The sequence below is a fragment of the Pseudomonas pisciculturae genome, from assembly GCF_015461805.1.
GTDB lineage: Bacteria > Pseudomonadota > Gammaproteobacteria > Pseudomonadales > Pseudomonadaceae > Aquipseudomonas > Aquipseudomonas pisciculturae.
The window spans coordinates 454,089-475,161 of the sequence record NZ_JACVZE010000003.1; the positions used below are offsets into that span (position 1 = coordinate 454,089).

General features: G+C 58.5%; 2 protein-coding genes. Both read right to left on the reverse strand.

Annotated features, from left to right (window positions below; all coding sequences use genetic code 11):
• Positions 1–4 precede the first annotated feature (4 nt).
• Positions 5–343: a tryptophan synthase subunit beta gene (locus tag ICY20_RS11055; protein WP_159960372.1), complete on the reverse strand. Its 339-nt coding sequence runs from the start codon at positions 341–343 to the stop codon at positions 5–7.
• 121 nt (positions 344–464) lie between these two features.
• The gene (locus ICY20_RS11060) at positions 465–20,783 is read right to left on the reverse strand and encodes a retention module-containing protein (protein ID WP_194937477.1); all 20,319 of its coding nucleotides are present in this window, start codon (positions 20,781–20,783) and stop codon (positions 465–467) included.
• Positions 20,784–21,073 lie beyond the last annotated feature (290 nt).

Below are 21,073 nucleotides of genomic sequence, written 5' to 3' on the forward strand. Positions count from 1 at the left end.
CGGTTCAGATCAAACCGGTCTCGTCATCATTGATCAGCTCACTCAACCCACCCAGTGCCGCCCGAGCCTGGGTACGCTCCAGAAACTTGGCCTGCGCCGCTGGCGGCAAATCGGTGATGCGAATCACGCCTTTGGCCGTCAGCACCTGGATCAAGTCGTCCAGCACGCGGATCATCTCAAGGTCACTGCTCTTGAGTTGCTTGAGGCTGGTTTCAATCTCGTCCCCGCCAAACCACGCCTGAATCTCATGGTGGTCAGCCGGTAGCGTCTCGGTGGCTTCCGCGTAGGCCTGCGCCTCGACACGTACCAAAGCGTTGTTTTGATCGCGTTGCACGTAGAACATCAGCGTTCTCCCAATAAAAAATCCCTGCAGGCGCCGCGCACGACGCCCACAGAGATTACACACATTTTCCCGAACCCGATGCCAATGGGGCGCCAATCCTGAAAGATTGGCGCCCTGTGGATCAGTCGTGGTGCTTGACGGTCAGGTCGCCACCGGCGATCAGGTTATTGATCGCGGTGCTGCCACTGCCCCAATTGGCGCCATCGACCTTGATCGTCACATCAGCCGTACCACCGCTGGTGGTGAACGAACCGCTGCTGCTCACGCTCAGTGTCGAGTTGCCAGAAGAGTCGGTGGTCAGCTTCAGGTACTTGTCCAAGTTGGCGTCGGTATTGCCTTGCAGCAAGTCGGACAGGTCCAGCTTGTCGCCTTCGCTGTGCTTGAAGTCCGTGATCTGATCAAAGCCGCCGTTGGTGTTCGTGTCACCTTTGAGCCACACGAAGGTATCGGCACCTGCGCCGCCGGTGAGGACGTCATTGCCCTTGCCGCCGACCAGAATGTCGTTGCCCGCGCCGCCGCTGAGGGTGTCGTTACCGCCCTGGCCGAACAGGATGTCGTTGCCGGCATTACCGATCAGGGTGTCGCCGCCATCGCTGGTGCCGTAGATGTTCGACGCGTTGGCCAAAGCACCCACGTCCTGTACGTGCTCAGTGATGTACTGGTGCAAGGTGCGATCATCAATTTGGTCGACCGTGGTGGCCAACTTCTCGGCAGCGAAAGCCTTGAGGGCGGCATTGCCTTCCTGGCCTTTGTAGCTGATCAGGTCACCGAACAGGATGTCGTTACCCGAACCACCGTACACATTGTCCGCGCCGGTATCGGCGTTGTGGCCAGTGATGGCATCCGCCAGCTTGGCGGTGTCGATGGTGGAAACCGACTTGTCGGTATCGAACTGCTTGAGCACCGCAGCATCGATGCTCGAACCCAAGCCGATCGCCTCGACCACGACTTTGTCGCTTACCGAGTTGACCAGATCGCTGTAGGCCGTCTTGGCGTTCTCCAGTGCCGTGCTGTTGCCGCTGTAGACCGAAGCAACGTCGAAGCCGCCATTGCTGTTGGCTACAACCATACCTTCATAGGTCGAGTTGCCGCGGCTGTCGTAGGAGTAAACCTTACCGCTGCCATCGACAACCATCCGCCAGCTGCCGTTGATAAATGCGTAGGCGGGATTGCTCTGGCCCAGGACGTAATTGGAGCTGTTCACGACGTTGTCAAAGTAAACGGACGAACTCTTGCCCGAGTAGAGGTCCGGGTTGCCCCGCACGTCGGTGTACACGTTCGGCGAACCGTCGGTGATGAAGTACGTGAGGTTTTTCGCGCCTGCGTTGCTGGTGGCATCGCTGCTCTTGAACCAATCAGAGGCTGCTTTGAACGCGTCCTGGTAGTTGGTCATGTCGCTCGAATTGGACACCATCTGGTTCAACACGGCCTGCAAGGCGTCCTTGGCGGCAGACTTGTCCGCCAGATTGACCGAGACCTCAGACTGGACGCGGGTGTCAAAATCCACCAGCAGCACTTTCACAACACCCGAATCTTTAGTGCTGGCATTGGCAATCAAGGTATCGAAGATGCTTGAGAGTTGGTCCTTGATCGACTTCATGGCGCTGGAGCCGATACTGCCCGACGTGTCCACAAGGAACGCGATATTGTAGTTGGTGCCCGGGTTGGTAATACCGCCTTTGTCGCCAACCACGATGTTGTTGGCCGAGCTGGAACCCAGGTCGATCGTATCGACACCCGCACCGCCTTCCGTGGTCAAGGTGTAAACCTGAGGTTTAACCGTGATGGTGCTGGAAGCCACCGACGAACTCAGGCTGTCGGAACCGGCATTGTCTTTCACCGAGATATCGATGAGACGGTCACCGGTCGCCGGGTACTTGCTGGTGCTGGAGTACTGGAACGACTCGAGCAACGTCTTGTAGGTAGCCGAATCCGCCACGCCCGAGAGCGTCAGGGTGATTTTGCCGCTGGTGTCAGTACCCGCGCTGGTCACGGTGATGCCTTTGTACGTGCCACCCACCGTCACCAGGCTGGAGGTGAGCTGGTCACCCGTGCTGGCGTTTTTCAGGGTGATGGTCGCACTTTGCATCTGAGTGTTGTCGACGTCAGCAATGGCCACGATGCCGGTGATCGCAACGCCAGTAGCGGCGCGCTCGGTGTACGAGGCGTTGTAGCCGGTGGCGACAGCGCCGTCGGCGGTGCTGAGGTCCAGGGTTGGCGCATCGTTGACCGGGGTGACCACGATGCTCACCTTGCCAGTCGACGTTACCGTTTCACCGGTGCTCACCTCGGTGGTCGTCGCCTTCACGGTCAGGTCGAAGCTGGTGGTGGAGTCCTTGGACGGCTTGACCGTCAGGGTGCTCAGGTTCCAGTTGGTGACGTCGTAAAGCGCAGTCGTACCGGTCGACGTGTAGCTATGACCCGTGACGCCATCTGTAATCACGGTGCCTGCCGGCATGCCACTGATTTCGACCTTGTGCGTCTCCGAACCGTCATTGTCGTAGAACGTGGCGGTAATCGGGCTGACCTTGATAACCGTGTCTTCCAGGCCGCTGTTGTAGACGTAGCCGGTGTAATAGCCTTCGCCATTGACCACATGGCTCTCGCCCAGCACCGCACCAGCGGCTTTCAGCGCCTCGATGCTGGTGTAGGTCTGGATGCCGCTGCTGCCCAACGACACCGACGGGGCGTTGTTGATCGACACGTTGACGTTGTAGTTGCCCGCGCCGGCCTGGTTGTAGTGGTAGATGTCGAGGGTGTAGTAGCCCGACTCGGTTGGCGTGTAAGCCGTGCCGGCAATCGTGCTGCCGTTCGTACCCCAGGTTTCGGTCGCGACCAACTTGCCGCCCACGGTGACTGCCAGACTGTCGTCGGCCGTACCGGTGAAGGTGTAGGTCTTGCCGGCTTCCAGGTAGATCAGGCCCGAGACTTTGGTCGCGGTGGCTACGGCGACGTTATCGTTGCTCACCGTATGGATCACGCCGGTGGAAGCAGCGCTGGCCGCGGTTTTGGCGTCGATCACACTGATCAAATCGCTGGATTTGCTAACGCCGTTACCGTTGGTGCCCAACGCGGTAGGCAGGTTGCCACCGGTCCAGGTTTGGATCGTCAGGCCCTGCGCTGCGGCGCCGGCTTGGCTCACGGTCAACACCGCTGCATCCGCCACCGGGTGGATATCCACGGTGATGGTTTTGGTGGCGCTGTTGGAGTTGCCGTCGGTCGCCTGGAACTTCAGCTCGGCGTAGTCGCTTTGCTTGTTACCCACGCCCGTGCTGGTGAAGCTGTTGTCGCCCGATTCGTTGGCTGTCGGCTTGAAGCGCACGTTTTGGCTATCAAAGTCAGCCTGGCTGAACCCCTTGCCAGCCGAAGTGGCGGTGGCCAGATCTGCGCTGGTGAGTGCGACCCACACGCCGTTGACCTTGTACTCGATCGAACCGGCAACAGGCAGGCTGGTGAACACCACTTTCGGCGTGGAATCCACATCATTGACGCCGAAGGTCGACCATTGCAGCACGATCGGGGTGTCTTCGTTGCCGTCGACGGAGCCATTGGTGGCTGTCGGTGCATCGTCGACCGGAGTCACGGTGATTACACCGCTGGCCGCCGTCGAGCTCAGCTTGTTAGTACCGTCAGCGTTGCCGCCGTCGTTAGCGGTGTAAGTGAAGTTCACCGTGCCGTTGAAGTTCTCAGCTGGCTTGAAGTACACGGTGGCTTCGCCATTGCTGGCAGTCACCGGGCCGGTAACTTTGATAGTCATGGCTGCGTTGGTGTAGAACTCGCCATTGCTTGGCGTGCCAACGGTGAAGGTCTTGATGTTGGCCAAGCCATCAACGTCGGTTGCGCTCAATTTAACAGCGATACCAACAGCCGGATCTTCAGCGCCGGTTGCGGTAGTGGCGTTAGCCACTGGCGCGTCGTTGACCGGGGTAACTACGATGCTGCCGTTGACCGCAGGCGACGTCAGTACACCAGTGCCGTCAGCGTTGCCGCTGTCGGTGGCGGTGTAGGTGAAGTTCACCGTGCCGTTGAAGTTCTCAGCTGGCTTGAAGTACACGGTGGCTTCGCCATTGCTGGCAGTCACCGGGCCGGTAACTTTGATAGTCATGGCTGCGTTGGTGTAGAACTCGCCGTTGCTTGGCGTGCCGACGTTGAAGGTCTTGATGTTGGCCAAGCCATCAACGTCGGTTGCGCTCAATTTAACAGCGATACCAACAGCCGGATCTTCAGCGCCGGTTGCGGTGGTGGCGTTAGCCACTGGCGCGTCGTTGACCGGGGTAACTACGATGCTGCCGTTGACCGCAGGCGACGTCAGTACACCAGTGCCGTCAGCGTTGCCGCTGTCGGTGGCGGTGTAGGTGAAGTTCACCGTGCCGTTGAAGTTCTCAGCTGGCTTGAAGTACACGGTGGCTTCGCCATTGCTGGCAGTCACCGGGCCGGTAACTTTGATAGTCATGGCTGCGTTGGTGTAGAACTCGCCATTGCTTGGCGTGCCAACGGTGAAGGTCTTGATGTTGGCCAAGCCATCAACGTCGGTTGCGCTCAATTTAACTGCGATACCAACAGCCGGATCTTCAGTGCCGGTTGCGGTGGTGGCGTTAGCCACTGGCGCGTCGTTGACCGGGGTAACTAGGATGCTGCCGTTGACCGCAGGCGACGTCAGTACACCGGTGCCATCAGCGTTGCCGCTGTCGGTGGCGGTGTAGGTGAAGTTCACCGTGCCGTTGAAGTTCTCAGCTGGCTTGAAGTACACGGTGGCTTCGCCATTGCTGGCAGTAACCGGGCCGGTAACTTTGATAGTCATGGCTGCGTTGGTGTAGAACTCGCCGTTGCTTGGCGTGCCGACGGTGAAGGTCTTGATGTTGGCCAAGCCATCAACGTCGGTTGCGCTCAATTTAACTGCGATACCAACAGCCGGATCTTCAGTGCCGGTTGCGGTGGTGGCGTTAGCCACTGGCGCGTCGTTGACCGGGGTAACTACGATGCTGCCGTTGACCGCAGGCGACGTCAGTACACCGGTGCCATCAGCGTTACCGCTGTCGGTGGCGGTGTAGGTGAAGTTCACGGTGCCGTTGAAGTTCTCAGCTGGCTTGAAGTACACGGTGGCTTCGCCATTGCTGGCAGTCACCGGGCCGGTAACTTTGATAGTCATGGCTGCGTTGGTGTAGAACTCGCCGTTGCTTGGCGTGCCGACGGTGAAGGTCTTGATGTTGGCCAAGCCATCAACGTCAGTAGCGCTCAATTTAACAGCGATACCAACAGCCGGATCTTCAGTGCCGGTTGCGGTGGTGGCGTTAGCCACTGGCGCGTCGTTGACCGGGGTAACTACGATGCTGCCGTTGACCGCAGGCGACGTCAGTACACCAGTGCCATCAGCGTTACCGCTGTCGGTAGCGGTGTAGGTGAAGTTCACGGTGCCGTTGAAGTTCTCAGCGGGCTTGAAGTACACGGTGGCTTCGCCATTGCTGGCAGTAACCGGGCCGGTAACTTTGATAGTCATGGCTGCGTTGGTGTAGAACTCGCCGTTGCTTGGCGTGCCAACGTTGAAGGTCTTGATGTTGGCCAAGCCATCAACGTCGGTTGCGCTCAATTTAACTGCGATACCAACAGCCGGATCTTCAGCACCGGTTGCGGTGGTGGCGTTAGCCACTGGCGCGTCGTTGACCGGGGTAACTACGATGCTGCCGTTGACCGCAGGCGACGTCAGTACACCGGTGCCATCAGCGTTACCGCTGTCGGTGGCGGTGTAGGTGAAGTTCACCGTGCCGTTGAAGTTCTCAGCTGGCTTGAAGTACACGGTGGCTTCGCCATTGCTGGCAGTAACCGGGCCGGTAACTTTGATAGTCATGGCTGCGTTGGTGTAGAACTCGCCGTTGCTTGGCGTGCCGACGGTGAAGGTCTTGATGTTGGCCAAGCCATCAACGTCAGTAGCGCTCAATTTAACTGCGATACCAACAGCCGGATCTTCAGTGCCGGTTGCGGTGGTGGCGTTAGCCACTGGCGCGTCGTTGACTGGGGTAACTACGATGCTGCCGTTGACCGCAGGCGACGTCAGTACACCGGTGCCATCAGCGTTACCGCTGTCGGTGGCGGTGTAGGTGAAGTTCACCGTGCCGTTGAAGTTCAGGCTTGGCTTGAAGTACAGAGTTGCCGCGCCGTTAGCAGCATCAATGCTGCCAGTGAACGGTTTGGTCATCGCCGCGTCGGTGAAGAACGAACCTTGTTTCGGATCGATGCTGGTAACGGTGAACGACTTAACGTTCGCCAGGCCATCAACATCAGTCGCGTTCAGGTTAACCACGATTGCAGTCGTCTGATCTTCAGTGCCAGTAGCAGTGGTCGCCACGGCTACTGGCGCATCGTTTACAGCAGCTACAGAAATGCTGCCGCCAACCGCTGGCGAAGTCAGTGCACCCGAGCCATCAGCGTTGCCGCTGTCGGTCGCGGTGTAAGTGAAGTTCACCGTGCCGTTGAAGTTCTCAGCTGGCTTGAAGTACAGAGTTGCCGCACCGTTGGTGGCGTCGATGGAGCCGGTAAAAGGCTTGGTCATCGCAGCGTCGGTGAAGAACTGACCTTGTTTTGGATCGATGCTGGTAACAGTGAACGACTTAACGTTTGCCAGGCCATCGACATCGGTCGCGTTCAGGTTAACCACGATTGCAGTTGTCTGATCTTCAGTGCCAGTGGCAGTAGTTGCCACAGCAACCGGCGCATCATTCACAGCAGCTACAGAAATGCTGCCGCCGACCGCTGGCGAAGTCAGCGCACCCGTACCATCAGCGTTGCCGCTGTCGGTGGCGGTGTAGGTGAAGTTCACGGTGCCGTTGAAGTTTTCAGCAGGTTTGAAGTACAGAGTGGCCGCACCGTTAGCAGCATCAATGCTGCCAGTGAACGGTTTGGTCATTGCCGCGTCGGTGAAGAACGAACCTTGTTTCGGATCGATGCTGGTAACGGTGAACGACTTAACGTTCGCCAGGCCATCAACATCAGTCGCGTTCAGGTTAACCACAATTGCAGTCGTCTGATCTTCAGTGCCGGTGGCAGTAGTTGCCACAGCTACTGGAGCATCGTTTACAGCCGCAACAGCAATGCTGCCGCCGACCGCAGGCGAAGTCAGTGCACCCGTACCATCAGCATTGCCGCTGTCGGTCGCGGTGTAGGTGAAGTTCACCGTGCCGTTGAAGTTCTCAGCTGGCTTGAAGTACAGAGTGGCCGCACCGTTAGCAGCATCAATGCTGCCAGTGAACGGTTTGGTCATCGCCGCATCGGTGAAGAACGAGCCTTGCTTCGGATCTACAGCGCTGACAGTGAACGACTTAACGTTCGCCAGGCCATCGACATCGGTCGCGTTCAGATTAACCACGATTGCAGTCGTCTGATCTTCGGTGCCGGTAGCAGTGGTTGCCACGGCTACTGGAGCATCATTCACAGCAGCTACGGAAATGCTGCCGCCGACTGCTGGCGACGTCAGTGCACCCGTACCATCAGCGTTGCCACTGTCGGTGGCGGTGTAAGTGAAGTTCACCGTGCCGTTGAAGTTCTCAGCCGGTTTGAAGTACAGAGTCGCCGCGCCGTTGGTGGCATCAATGCTGCCAGTAAACGGTTTGGTCATTTCTGCATCGGTGAAGAACTGACCTTGTTTTGGATCGATGCTGGTAACGGTGAACGACTTAACGTTCGCCAGGCCATCAACATCAGTCGCGTTCAGGTTAACGACGATGGCATCAGTCTGATCTTCGGTGCCGGTAGCAGTAGTTGCCACAGCGACTGGAGCATCGTTTACAGCCGCGACAGAAATGCTGCCGCCAACCGCTGGCGAAGTCAGTACACCGGTGCCATCAGCGTTGCCGCTGTCGGTGGCGGTGTAGGTGAAGTTCACCGTGCCGTTGAAGTTTTCAGCCGGTTTGAAGTACAGAGTTGCCGCACCGTTAGCAGCATCAATGCTGCCAGTGAACGGTTTGGTCATCGCCGCGTCGGTGAAGAACGAACCTTGTTTCGGATCGATGCTGGTAACGGTGAACGACTTAACGTTCGCCAGGCCATCAACATCAGTCGCGTTCAGGTTAACCACGATTGCAGTCGTCTGATCTTCAGTGCCAGTAGCAGTGGTCGCCACGGCTACTGGCGCATCGTTTACAGCAGCTACAGAAATGCTGCCGCCAACCGCTGGCGAAGTCAGTGCACCCGAGCCATCAGCGTTGCCGCTGTCGGTCGCGGTGTAAGTGAAGTTCACCGTGCCGTTGAAGTTCTCAGCTGGCTTGAAGTACAGAGTTGCCGCACCGTTGGTGGCGTCGATGGAGCCGGTAAAAGGCTTGGTCATCGCAGCGTCGGTGAAGAACTGACCTTGTTTTGGATCGATGCTGGTAACAGTGAACGACTTAACGTTTGCCAGGCCATCGACATCGGTCGCGTTCAGGTTAACCACGATTGCAGTTGTCTGATCTTCAGTGCCAGTGGCAGTAGTTGCCACAGCAACCGGCGCATCATTCACAGCAGCTACAGAAATGCTGCCGCCGACCGCTGGCGAAGTCAGCGCACCCGTACCATCAGCGTTGCCGCTGTCGGTGGCGGTGTAGGTGAAGTTCACGGTGCCGTTGAAGTTTTCAGCAGGTTTGAAGTACAGAGTGGCCGCACCGTTAGCAGCATCAATGCTGCCAGTGAACGGTTTGGTCATTGCCGCGTCGGTGAAGAACGAACCTTGTTTCGGATCGATGCTGGTAACGGTGAACGACTTAACGTTCGCCAGGCCATCAACATCAGTCGCGTTCAGGTTAACCACAATTGCAGTCGTCTGATCTTCAGTGCCGGTGGCAGTAGTTGCCACAGCTACTGGAGCATCGTTTACAGCCGCAACAGCAATGCTGCCGCCGACCGCAGGCGAAGTCAGTGCACCCGTACCATCAGCATTGCCGCTGTCGGTCGCGGTGTAGGTGAAGTTCACCGTGCCGTTGAAGTTCTCAGCTGGCTTGAAGTAAAGAGTGGCCGCACCGTTAGCAGCATCAATGCTGCCAGTGAACGGCTTGGTCATCGCCGCGTCGGTGAAGAACGAGCCTTGCTTCGGATCTACAGCGCTGACAGTGAACGACTTAACGTTCGCCAAACCATCCACATCAGTCGCGTTCAGATTAACGACGATGGCGTCAGTTTGATCTTCGGTGCCGGTGGCAGTGGTGGCCACGGCTACTGGAGCATCGTTTACAGCCGCGACAGAAATGCTGCCGCCAACCGCTGGCGAAGTCAGTGCACCCGAACCATCAGCGTTGCCGCTGTCGGTCGCGGTGTAGGTGAAGTTCACCGTGCCGTTGAAGTTCTCAGCCGGCTTGAAGTACAGAGTTGCCGCACCGTTAGCAGCATCAATGCTGCCAGTGAACGGTTTGGTCATCTCTGCGTCGGTGAAGAACGAGCCTTGTTTCGGATCGATGCTGGTAACGGTGAACGACTTAACGTTCGCCAGGCCATCAACATCAGTCGCGTTCAGGTTAACCACGATGGCGTCAGTCTGATCTTCGGTACCGGTAGCAGTAGTTGCCAGAGCTACTGGAGCATCATTCACAGCAGCTACGGAAATGCTGCCGCCAACCGCTGGCGAAGTCAGTGCACCCGTACCATCAGCGTTACCGCTGTCGGTCGCGGTGTAAGTGAAGTTCACCGTGCCGTTGAAGTTCTCAGCCGGCTTGAAGTACAGAGTTGCCGCACCGTTAGCAGCATCAATGCTGCCAGTGAACGGTTTGGTCATCTCTGCGTCGGTGAAGAACGAGCCTTGTTTCGGATCGATGCTGGTAACGGTGAACGACTTAACGTTCGCCAGGCCATCAACATCAGTCGCGTTCAGGTTAACCACGATGGCGTCAGTCTGATCTTCGGTACCGGTAGCAGTAGTTGCCAGAGCTACTGGAGCATCATTCACAGCAGCTACGGAAATGCTGCCGCCAACCGCTGGCGAAGTCAGTGCACCCGTACCATCAGCGTTACCGCTGTCGGTCGCGGTGTAAGTGAAGTTCACCGTGCCGTTGAAGTTCTCAGCCGGCTTGAAGTACAGAGTCGCCGCGCCGTTAGCAGCATCAATGCTGCCAGTAAACGGTTTGGTCATCTCTGCATCGGTGAAGAACTGACCTTGTTTCGGATCGATGCTGGTAACGGTGAACGACTTAACGTTCGCCAGGCCATCGACATCGGTCGCGTTCAGGTTAACCACGATGGCGTCAGTCTGATCTTCAGTACCGGTAGCAGTAGTTGCCACAGCCACCGGAGCATCGTTAACCGCAATCACATTGATCGGCAGCGCAATCGAAGTGGAAACCGGATCAGCACTACCATCTTGCGCAGTGGCGGTCACGGTGAGGTTCACCAGGCCATTGGCGTTTGGCACCGGGTTGTAGACCAGTGTGGCCTTGTCCCAGAGGCTGATATCGACGCTTTGATTGCCAGCCGTAGCCGTGAAGGAGTGGCCCGTCGTGCCATCCGTGATGGTCGCGCCGACCGGAATACCGCTGATTTCCAGCTTGAGCGTCTCGGAGCCGTCTGCATCAGTGGCGAAAGCGTCGATAGTCGACAACTTGATCGCATGGTCTTCCAGGCCGGTGTTCAGCACCTGGGTAACGCTGATGTTGTCCAGCACGCCGCCAGCGCCGTTGTTGGCAGGACCGGTCGGGGCTTTGAATTCGAGTTTGGCATCACCGTCGGCCGTAACTGGCACTACAAAGGTGTAGGTCTGCATGCCCACCACGGTGGTGTCCAGGGTGCCGACTTTGACGCCGCCCCAGAACACATCGATGACCGAGTCACCTTCATAACCCGCACGCGGCGAGTAATCGACCGAGATGCTGTAAGCCGTGCCGCTTTCGGCCTTGATGATGGTGTAAAGGCTGGCATCGTCGCCCGGGGCTTTTTCCAGCTCGATGACCTGGCTATTGCCAGGCGTGTTCACGCCGTACACGCCGCTTTGGCCGATTTCGACCTCGCTGCCTACGTTACCGGTCAACCACGGGGTGGACGGGGTGGTGCCGGCTGCGTTGTTCGCATCGCCAACCGCAACATTGCTCCACGACCCGTTGAGCTGGACGTTATCGAAGTTGATCGAGGTTACGGTGCCGCCGCCAACCAGGCTCAGGTGCGGAGTATCGGTGACCGGCGCGATGGTGACCGGTGCTGTCGTCTCAGCGCTGGCTTTGCCGCCATTGTCGACCGCCGTGAAGGTGACCGACGTGTTGCCGCTCCAGTCAGCGGTTGGTGAGAAGTAGACCGACGCTTTGCCGTCCAGACCCGCCGGTACGGAGTCGCCGACCTTGAGTTCGGTCGTCAGGGTATCGTCGCTGTACAGCTTGCCGTTCTCCGGCAAGGTGGTGATGACGAACTTGGCGACGTTACCGTCCACATCAGCGCCGCTCAGGACGATGATGGCGGTATGGTCTTCGTCAGCGCCGACAGGCGCTGCCGATGCAGTAGGCGCATCGTTGATCAGGTCGATAGCGACCGTGCCTGTGGCGCTGCCGGTTTCTGGTGGCTCACGGTCGAGGTTACCGCCACCGATATCGGTGACGTCGATGGTTACGGTACGCGCATCGCCGCTCGGGTTGTTGCCCGGCGCCTGGAAGGTGATCGCTTCGACCACCTTGATGAAGTCAGCCGCGCTGTTGCCGGCTGGCGAAGTGCTGGTCAGCGTGTAGACGATCTTGCCATCAGCGGCGCTGCCGGTTTGGGTGATGGTGATGCCCGCAACCGCCAAAGCCTTGAGCACGTCGGCACTGCTGAGCAGGTCGCCGGAGGCCAAGTGGTCAACGGTGACCACGACCTTGCTGAAGGTTTTGTTGTCGCCGTCTTTGATGGTCAGTTTATCGACCAGAGCCACAGCGTTTTGTTGCTCGACAAACGTGGTGCTGTTGAACTCAACAACCGGCTTATCGTTGACCGGAACCACGTAAATCGTGGAGTTCACGGCGGCCGAGTCGGCTTGGCCATCGTTGACGGTGATGGTCAGGTTGCGGTTAACCGGGCTTGGGTCATCGCTTTCGCTGGCGAAATGCACCGAGCGCAGAACTTCCTGGTATTCAGCCTTGGTGGCTTCACCGGATAGGCTCAGGATGCCTGTAGTTTTGTCGTAGCTGACAGTGATCTTGGTGTTGCTGACATCGGCGATCAGCACGTCATCGGTCAGGTGGTTGACCAGCGTGACCTTGGCGCTTTGCAAGGTAGCGTTGTCGACGTCAGTGATGGTCAGGTTCGCCGCAACGTAGCCGCCTGGCTTGCCTTCAATGTAAGTATCGCCGAACGCATTGGTGGAGCCGTTGCCCAGTACGGGCGCGTCGTTGACCGCCGTCACCACGATGCTGATTTTGCCGGTTGTGACCTCTTCAACACCGGTGCTCAGCTCTTTGGCCGTGGTTTTCACGGTCAGGTCGAAGCTGGCGGTGGAATCCTTGAACGGCGTAACGCTCAGGGTTTTCAGGTTCCAGTCGCTCACGTCATACAGCGTGCTCGCGCCAGTCGAGATGATGCTGTGACCGGTGGTGCCGTCAGTGATCACGGTGCCTTCCGGCAAGCCGCTGATCTCTACCTTGTGGGATTCCGAACCGTCGGTGTCGACAAACTCGGCGGTGATCGGCGCCACCTTGATGGCGGTATCTTCCAGGCCGTAGTTGTAGACGTTGCCGGTGTAATAGCCTTCGCCATTGCTCACATGGCTATCGCCAAGCACCACACCGGCGGCTTCCAACGCTGCCGCACTGGTGAAGGTCGGCACGCCGCTGCTGCCCAGCGCTACCGACGGGCCGTTGTTGATCGACACGTTGACGTCGTAGTTGCCCGGGCCGTTCTGGTTGTAGTGGTAGACGTCGAGGGTGTAGTAACCCGACTCGGTCGGTGTGTAAGCCGAACCGTTGATCCCGCTGCCGTTGCTCCAGGTTTCACTGGCGACCAGCTTGCCGCCCACGGTGATTGCCAGGCTGTCGTCAGCCGTACCGGTGAAGGTGTAGCTCTGGCCGGCTTCGAGGTAGACCAGGCCGGACACTTTGGTCGCGGTGCCTTCGGCTACATTGCCGTTGCTCACATCGCTGGTCACGCCCGTGGAGGCGGCGCTGTCAGCGGTTTTGCCGTTGATCACGTTGATCAGCGTGGTGGAACTGGTGACGCCTTGGCCGTTGGTGCCCAGGTCAGTCGGCAGGTTGCCGCCGGTCCAGGTTTGAATGGTCAAGCCTGTTGGCAATTGGCCGATGGTCAGCACTGGCACATCCGTCACCGGGTGGATATCCACGGTGATGGTTTGGGTCGCGCTGTTTTTGCTGCCGTCGGTGGCCTGGAAATTCAGCTCGGCGTAATCGCCTTGCTTGTTGCCGACGCCGGTGCCGGTGTAGCTGTTGTCACCTGACTCGTTCTCAACCGGGGTGTAACGCACGTTGTGGTTGTCGAAGTCAGCCTGGCTGAAGGCTTTGCCGGCCGAGGTATCGGTTTTCAGGTCGGCTTCGGTGAGCTTGACCCACACGCCGTCGACTTTGTACTCGATGGAGCCAACAGGCAGGCTGGTGAACACCACTTTCGGGTCGGTGGATTCAGCGTCATTGACGCCAAAGTTCGACCACTTCAGTTCGATTGAAGTGTCTTCATCGCCAGAGATCTGAGCGTTGGCGGCCGTCGGAGCATCGTTGTACAGGTCGATACCGACCGTGCCGCTGTAGCTGCCGGTTTGTACAGGGTCACGGGCCAGGTTACCGCCACCGATGTCGGTGACATCGATGGTGACGGTGCGACCGGTGTCATGCGGGTTGTTACCCGGCGCCTGGAAGGTGATTGCGTTAATCACCTGGGTGAAGTCTGCGGCGCTGCTGCCTTTAGACGAGTCGCTGGTCAGGGTGTAGATGACCTTGCCATCAGCGGCGGTGCCGGTTTGGGTGATGGTGATACCGGCCACAGCGAGGGCATTGAGCACGTCGGTGCTGCTCAGCAGGTCGCCGGCGTCCAGGTGATCAACGGTAACGACTACTTTGCTGAAGGTGGTGTTGTCGACATCGGTGATGCTCAGGTTTTTAACCAGGGCCACGGCGCTGCCGTTTTCTTCGTTAAAGGTGGTGCTGTCGAAGCTCACGACCGGCTTGTCGTTTTCTGGAACCACATAGACGGTGGAGTTCACCGGCGCCGAGTCCGCTTGGCCATCGTTGACGGTGATGGTCAGCTTGCGATCAATCGGGCTCGGGTCTTCGCTGGTGCTGGCGAAATGCACCGAACGCAGCACTTCCTGGTACTCGGCCTTGGTGGCTTCACCGGACAGGCTCAGGATGCCGGTTTGGGCGTCGTAGCTGACGGTGATTTTGCTGTTGGTCACATCAGCAATGAGCACGTCATCGGTCATGTGGTTGGTCAGCGTGACCTTGGCACTTTGCAGGGTGCTGTTGTCAACGTCGCTGACCGTCAGGTTCGCCGCGACGTAACCGCCTGGCTTGCCTTCGATGTAGGTGTCGCCAAAGTTGTTGGTGGAACCGTTGCCCAGTACCGGCGCATCGTTCACCGCGATCACATTGATCGGCAGGGTGATCGACTCGATCTTCGGCGCGGCAGTGCCGTCCTGCGCCGTGGCGGTCACGGTGAGGTTCACCAGGCCATTGGCGTTTGGCACTGGGTTGTAGACCAGTGTGGACTTGTTCCAGCCGCTGATGTCGACGCTTTGATTGCCGGCCGACGCCGTAAAGGTATTGCCCGAGCCATCCGAAATGGTCGCGCCTTCCGGAATGCCGCTGATTTCCAGCTTCAGGGTTTCGGAGCCATCCTTGTCGGTGGCGTAGGCATCAATCGCGGACAACTTGATCGCGTGATCTTCCAGGCCGGTGTTCAGCACTTGGGTGACGCTGATGTTGTCCAGCACGCCGCCAACGGAGTTGTTGGTGTCGCCAGTCGGCGCTTTGAATTCGAGTTTGGCATCACCGTCAGCGGTGACCGGCACCACAAAGGTGTAGGTCTTCATGCCCACCACGGTGGTGTCCAGGGTGCCGACTTTGACGCCGCCCCAGAACACATCGATCACCGAGTTATTCTCGGCGCCAGCGCGCGGCGAGTAGTCGACCGAGATGGTGTAAGCCGTGCCGCTTTCAGCCTTGATGATGGTGTACAGGTTGGCAGCGTCGCCGGTATTTTTTTCCAGCTCGATGACCTGGCTGTTGCCTGGGGTCTCTACACCGTAGACGCCGCTCTGGCCGATCTCGACCTGGTCGCCAACGTTATCGGTCAGCCACGGGGTGCCGCCGGCTGCGTTGTTGGCATCGCCAACCGCAACCGTGCCCCACGAACCGTTGATCGGGGCGTTGTCGAAGTTGATCGAGCTGACGGTGCCGCCGCCACCCAGGCTCAGGTGCGGGGTGTCGGTGACCGGGGCAATCGTGACCACGACCGTGGACTCGGCGCTGGATTCGCTAGGCTTGCTGCCATTGGCGCCAGTCACACCATCGTCGACCGCGGTGAATTTCACCGACGTTGTGCCGCTCCAGTCAGCGGTTGGCGAGAAGTAGACCGAAGCCTTGCCGTCCAAACCTGCCGCTACCGAGTCACCGACGTTGAGTTCAGTGGTCAGGGTGGCGTCGCTGTACAGCTTGCCGTTTTCCGGCAAGGCGGTGATGACGAAACTGACGACCTTGCCGTCCACGTCCGCGCCGCTCAGTACGATCGTGGCCACATGGTCTTCGTTAGCACCGGTGGTGGTTCCCGATGCCGTCGGTGCGTCGTTGACCAGGTCGATAGCGACCTTGCCCGTAGCGCTGCCGGTCAGCGCCGGGTCACGGGCCAGGTTGCCGCCGCCGATGTCGGTGACATCGATGGTCACGGTGCGATCCGCGCCGTCCAGGTTATTACCCGGGCTTTCGAATTTGATTGCGTTAATCACCTGGGTGAAGTCGGCGGCGCTGCTGCCTTTCGACGAATCACTGGTCAGGGTGTAGATGACCTTGCCATCAGCGGCGGTGCCGGTTTGGGTGATGGTGATACCGGCCACGGCCAGCGCCTTGAGCACGTCGGCGCTGCTCAGCAGGTCGCCGGAAGCCAGGTGATCGACGGTGACCACGACTTTGCTGAAGGTGGTGTTGTCGACGTCGGTGATGCTCAGGTTTTTGACCAAAGCCACCGGGACGCCTTGCTCGGTGAACACAGCGTTCTCGAAGCTCACCACAGGCTTGTCGTTTTCTGGAACCACGTAGACGGTGGAGTTCACCGGCGCCGAGTCTTTATCACCGTCGTTGACGGTGATCGTCAGTTTGCGATCAGCCGGGCTCGGGTTTTCGCTGGTGCTGGCGAAGTGCACCGAACGCAGGACTTCCTGGTATTCAGCCTTGGTGGCTTCACCGGACAAGCTCAAGATGCCCGTTTGGGCGTCGTAGCTGACGGTGATTTTGCTGTTGGTCACGTCCGCGATCAGCACGTCATCGGTCAGATGGTTGATCAGCGTGACTTTGGCGCTTTGCAGAGTGCTGTTGTCGACATCGCTGACGGTCAGGTTCGCCGCGACATAGCCGCCAGGTTTGCCTTCGATGTAGGTGTCGCCGAAGGCGTTGGTGGAGGCATTGCCCAGCACAGGAGCATCGTTGATCGCAGCAATATCAATGCTGCCGTTGACCGCAGGAGACGTCAGTACATCAGAGCCATCAGCATTGCCGCTGTCGGTGGCGGTGTAGGTGAAGTTCACCGTGCCGTTGAAGTTTTCAGCCGGCTTGAAGTACAGGGTGGCCGCACCGTTGGTGGCATCAATGGTGCCGGTGAACGGTTTGGTCATCGCTGCGTCGGTGAAGAACGAGCCTTGCTGCGGGTCGATAGCGCTGACCGTGAACGATTTGACGTTCGCCAGGCCATCAACATCCGTCGCGCTGAGGTTAACCACGATGGCGTCAGCTTGATCTTCGGTGCCGGTGGCAGTGGTCGCCACGGCAACTGGAGCATCGTTTACAGCAGCAATTTCGATGCTGCCGTTGACCGCAGGAGACGTCAGTACATCAGAGCCATCAGCGTTGCCACTGTCGGTCGCGGTGTAGGTGAAGTTCACGGTGCCGTTGAAGTTTTCAGCCGGCTTGAAGTACAGGGTGGCCGCGCCGTTGATGGCATCAATGGTGCCAGTGAACGGTTTGGTCATCGCAGCGTCGGTGAAGAACGAGCCCTGACGCGGGTCGATAGCACTGACGGTGAACGATTTGACGTTCGCCAAGCCATCGATATCAGTGGCGCTGAGGTTAACCACGATGGCGTCAGTTTGATCTTCGGTGCCGGTGGCAGTGGTCGCCACGGCTACTGGAGCATCGTTCACAGCAGCAACTTCGATGCTGCCGCTGACCGCAGGAGACGTCAGTACATCAGAGCCATCAGCGTTGCCGCTGTCGGTCGCGGTGTAGGTGAAGTCCACAGTGCCGTTGAAGTTTTCAGCGGGCTTGAAGTACAGGGTGGCCGCGCCGTTGGTGGCATCGATGGTACCGGTGAACGGTTGGGTCATCGCTGCGTCGGTGAAGAACTGACCTTGTTTCGGATCGATAGCGCTGACAGTGAACGACTTAACGTTCGCCAGGCCATCAACATCCGTCGCGCTCAGGTTAACCACGATGGCGTCAGCTTGATCTTCGGTGCCAGTGGCAGTGGTCGCCACGGCTACTGGAGCATCATTTACAGCAGCGATATCAATGCTGCCGTTGACCGCAGGAGACGTCAGTACATCAGAGCCATCAGCGTTGCCGCTGTCGGTCGCGGTGTAGGTGAAGTTCACCGTGCCGTTGAAGTTTTCAGCGGGTTTGAAGTACAGGGTTGCCGCGCCGTTGGTGGCATCGATGGTGCCAGTGAACGGTTGGGTCATCGCTGCGTCGGTGAAGAACTGACCTTGTTTCGGATCGATAGCGCTGACAGTGAACGATTTAACGTTCGCCAGACCATCAATATCCGTCGCACTCAGGTTAACCACGATGGCGTCAGTTTGATCTTCGGTGCCGGTAGCAGTGGTCGCCACCGCTACTGGAGCATCGTTCACAGCAGCAACTTCGATACTGCCGTTGACCGCAGGAGACGTCAGTACATCAGAGCCATCAGCGTTGCCGCTGTCGGTCGCGGTGTAGGTGAAGTTCACCGTGCCATTGAAGTTTTCAGCCGGCTTGAAGTACAGGGTGGCCGCGCCGTTGGTGGCATCAATGGTGCCGGTGAACGGTTGGGTCATCGCTGCGTCGGTGAAGAACGAGCCTTGCAGCGGGTCGATAGCGCTGACAGTGAACGACTTAACGTTCGCCAGGCCATCCACGTCGGTAGCGCCCAGGTTAACCACGATGGCGTCAGCTTGATCTTCGGCGCCGCTCGCAGTCACTGGAGTGGCCACCGGCGCATCGTTCACAGCAGCAATTTCGATGCTGCCGTTGACCGCAGGAGACGTCAGTACATCAGAGCCATCAGCGTTGCCGCTGTCGGTCGCGGTGTAGGTGAAGTTCACGGTGCCGTTGAAGTTTTCAGCCGGCTTGAAGTACAGGGTGGCCGCACCGTTGGTGGCATCGATGGTGCCAGTGAACGGTTGGGTCATCGCCGCGTCGGTGAAGAACGAGCCTTGCTTCGGATCTACAGCGCTGACAGTGAACGACTTGACGTTCGCCAGGCCATCGATATCAGTGGCGCTCAGGTTAACCACGATGGCGTCAGTTTGATCTTCGGTGCCGGTGGCAGTGGTCGCCACGGCTACTGGAGCATCGTTCACAGCAGCAACTTCGATGCTGCCGCTGACCGCAGGAGACGTCAGTACATCAGAGCCATCAGCGTTGCCGCTGTCGGTCGCGGTGTAGGTGAAGTTCACCGTGCCATTGAAGTTTTCAGCCGGCTTGAAGTACAGGGTGGCCGCGCCGTTGGTGGCATCAATGGTGCCGGTGAACGGTTGGGTCATCGCTGCGTCGGTGAAGAACGAGCCTTGCAGCGGGTCGATAGCGCTGACAGTGAACGACTTAACGTTCGCCAGGCCATCCACGTCGGTAGCGCCCAGGTTAACCACGATGGCGTCAGCTTGATCTTCGGCGCCGCTCGCAGTCACTGGAGTGGCCACCGGCGCATCGTTCACCGGCGTCACGGTCAAATTCAGGTTGCTGCTCGAGCCGGTGTTGGTGGTGTAACCAATCTGCGGCACTTCACCGTTGTAATTTTTGATCGGTGTAAAGGTATACGCGCCATCAGCGCCAATTGTGACGGTACCCACGCCGTCGATATTGGCAGTTTCACCCGCGAGGTAGGTCACATTGCCCACGGTGAAACTGGCCACAGACAGCTCGTTGTCAATGTCGCTGTCGTTGCTCAACACGTTACCCAACGCCACTGAATCTTCGGCGATAGTGTTGGTATCCGGCAGCAAAACACTCGGATCATCTACAGCAACGACCGTGGAATCAGCCGGCTCAGGGTTGATCGCCAGCTTTTCGTAATTACCGCCGTCGGCATTGGTGATGGTGACGCTCAGGTGCAGGTCTTTGCCATCGGCCAGGTTGGCGGGTGTGTCGAAGCTCACCGTGCCGCTGGATTTACCGGCCTCGATAGTGATGGTCTGATCGTTGGACAGCTTGATGATCACATCAGTCTGCGCCGGGTTGTTCACGGTCGCGGTGTAGATGATCTTGCCGCCTTCATCCACCGAACCCGTCGCGGTCAGCGTGACGGTAGTGGTGTCGATGGTGTCTGCGATCTGGGTCACCGCCGGCGCCGGGTCGGTGGTGATGTTCAGCCTGCCGCCGCCGGAGGTGCCGGTGATGGTGGCGGAGATTTCCGATGCGTCCAGGTACGGCGTGTCGTTGCCCACATAAGTGACATTCAACACACCGGCGGTCTGACCGGCAGCGATCACCACGGACAAACCGTTGGAGAGCGTCACAGTCATGTCACTGGTCGGAGCTTGGGTAATGAATACGGTGTACACCACCACGCCACCGGCTTCGGTGATGCTCGGCGTGGCCGTCAGGGTGATGGTGACGTTGCGTGTATCAACACCGTTATTGTCGCCAACGGTGACGGGCGTGGTAACGGCATCACCGGCATTCAGGCCGGTGGTCGGGTAACCGATGGTGGGGTCAACCACGCCTGCGGTGGCCTCCAGCACGATAAAGCTGTGACCGCCGCCCGCAGCGCCATCTGAACCCGCAGCGGTTTGGCCGGCAGCGGTGGCTTCGAGGTCTTGGGTCGGGTCGGCGCCGGCAGCGATGGCTTGCTGCAGTTCGGCAACGGACGGTGCCGCCTGGGCAGTGGCGGCGCTGAGGTCGGTGACGGAGTCAGGAGCGTTTGCGCTCCACTGAGTGTCACGACCCAAATCGATGGTACGGCCATCAGCCAATTCCAGAGACACGGCGCCCGATGCGCCGGTATCGACTTGCTCACCCGCGAACAGGCGATCCCCTTCTACAAGCAGGCGACGAATCCCTTCCGGGGAAACCGCGAACACTTGACCGACAATGCTTTTGACGACCGCAACGCTGCTCATAAAAGACTCTCCGTGTATTACCGATCAGGGGGTATCCATCATGGAGAACGGCCTCAATACCTATGCCGATTCGATAGCTGGAGTACTTAATGTGTGTAAAAAATTTGGCGTCAATAATCTGTTGTTTTGTTCAGCAAATTACTTTTACGTCAAGGTATTGACCTATTTGGCGCCATCCTAAACAATCCGCCGGGTAATGTCACATTGATATTTAATCGGCTCGCGACTTTCTGTTTGGACTATCAGGTCCCTATGACAAACAGTCATTTCGGTTGCCAATTCCAATGCAA

Excerpts from the sequence above, each read along its gene's own strand:
- ICY20_RS11055 (WP_159960372.1), bottom strand. The coding sequence starts at position 343 with ATGTTCTACGTGCAACGCGATCAAAACAACGCTTTGGTACGTGTCGAG.
- ICY20_RS11060 (WP_194937477.1), bottom strand. The coding sequence starts at position 20,783 with ATGAGCAGCGTTGCGGTCGTCAAAAGCATTGTCGGTCAAGTGTTCGCG.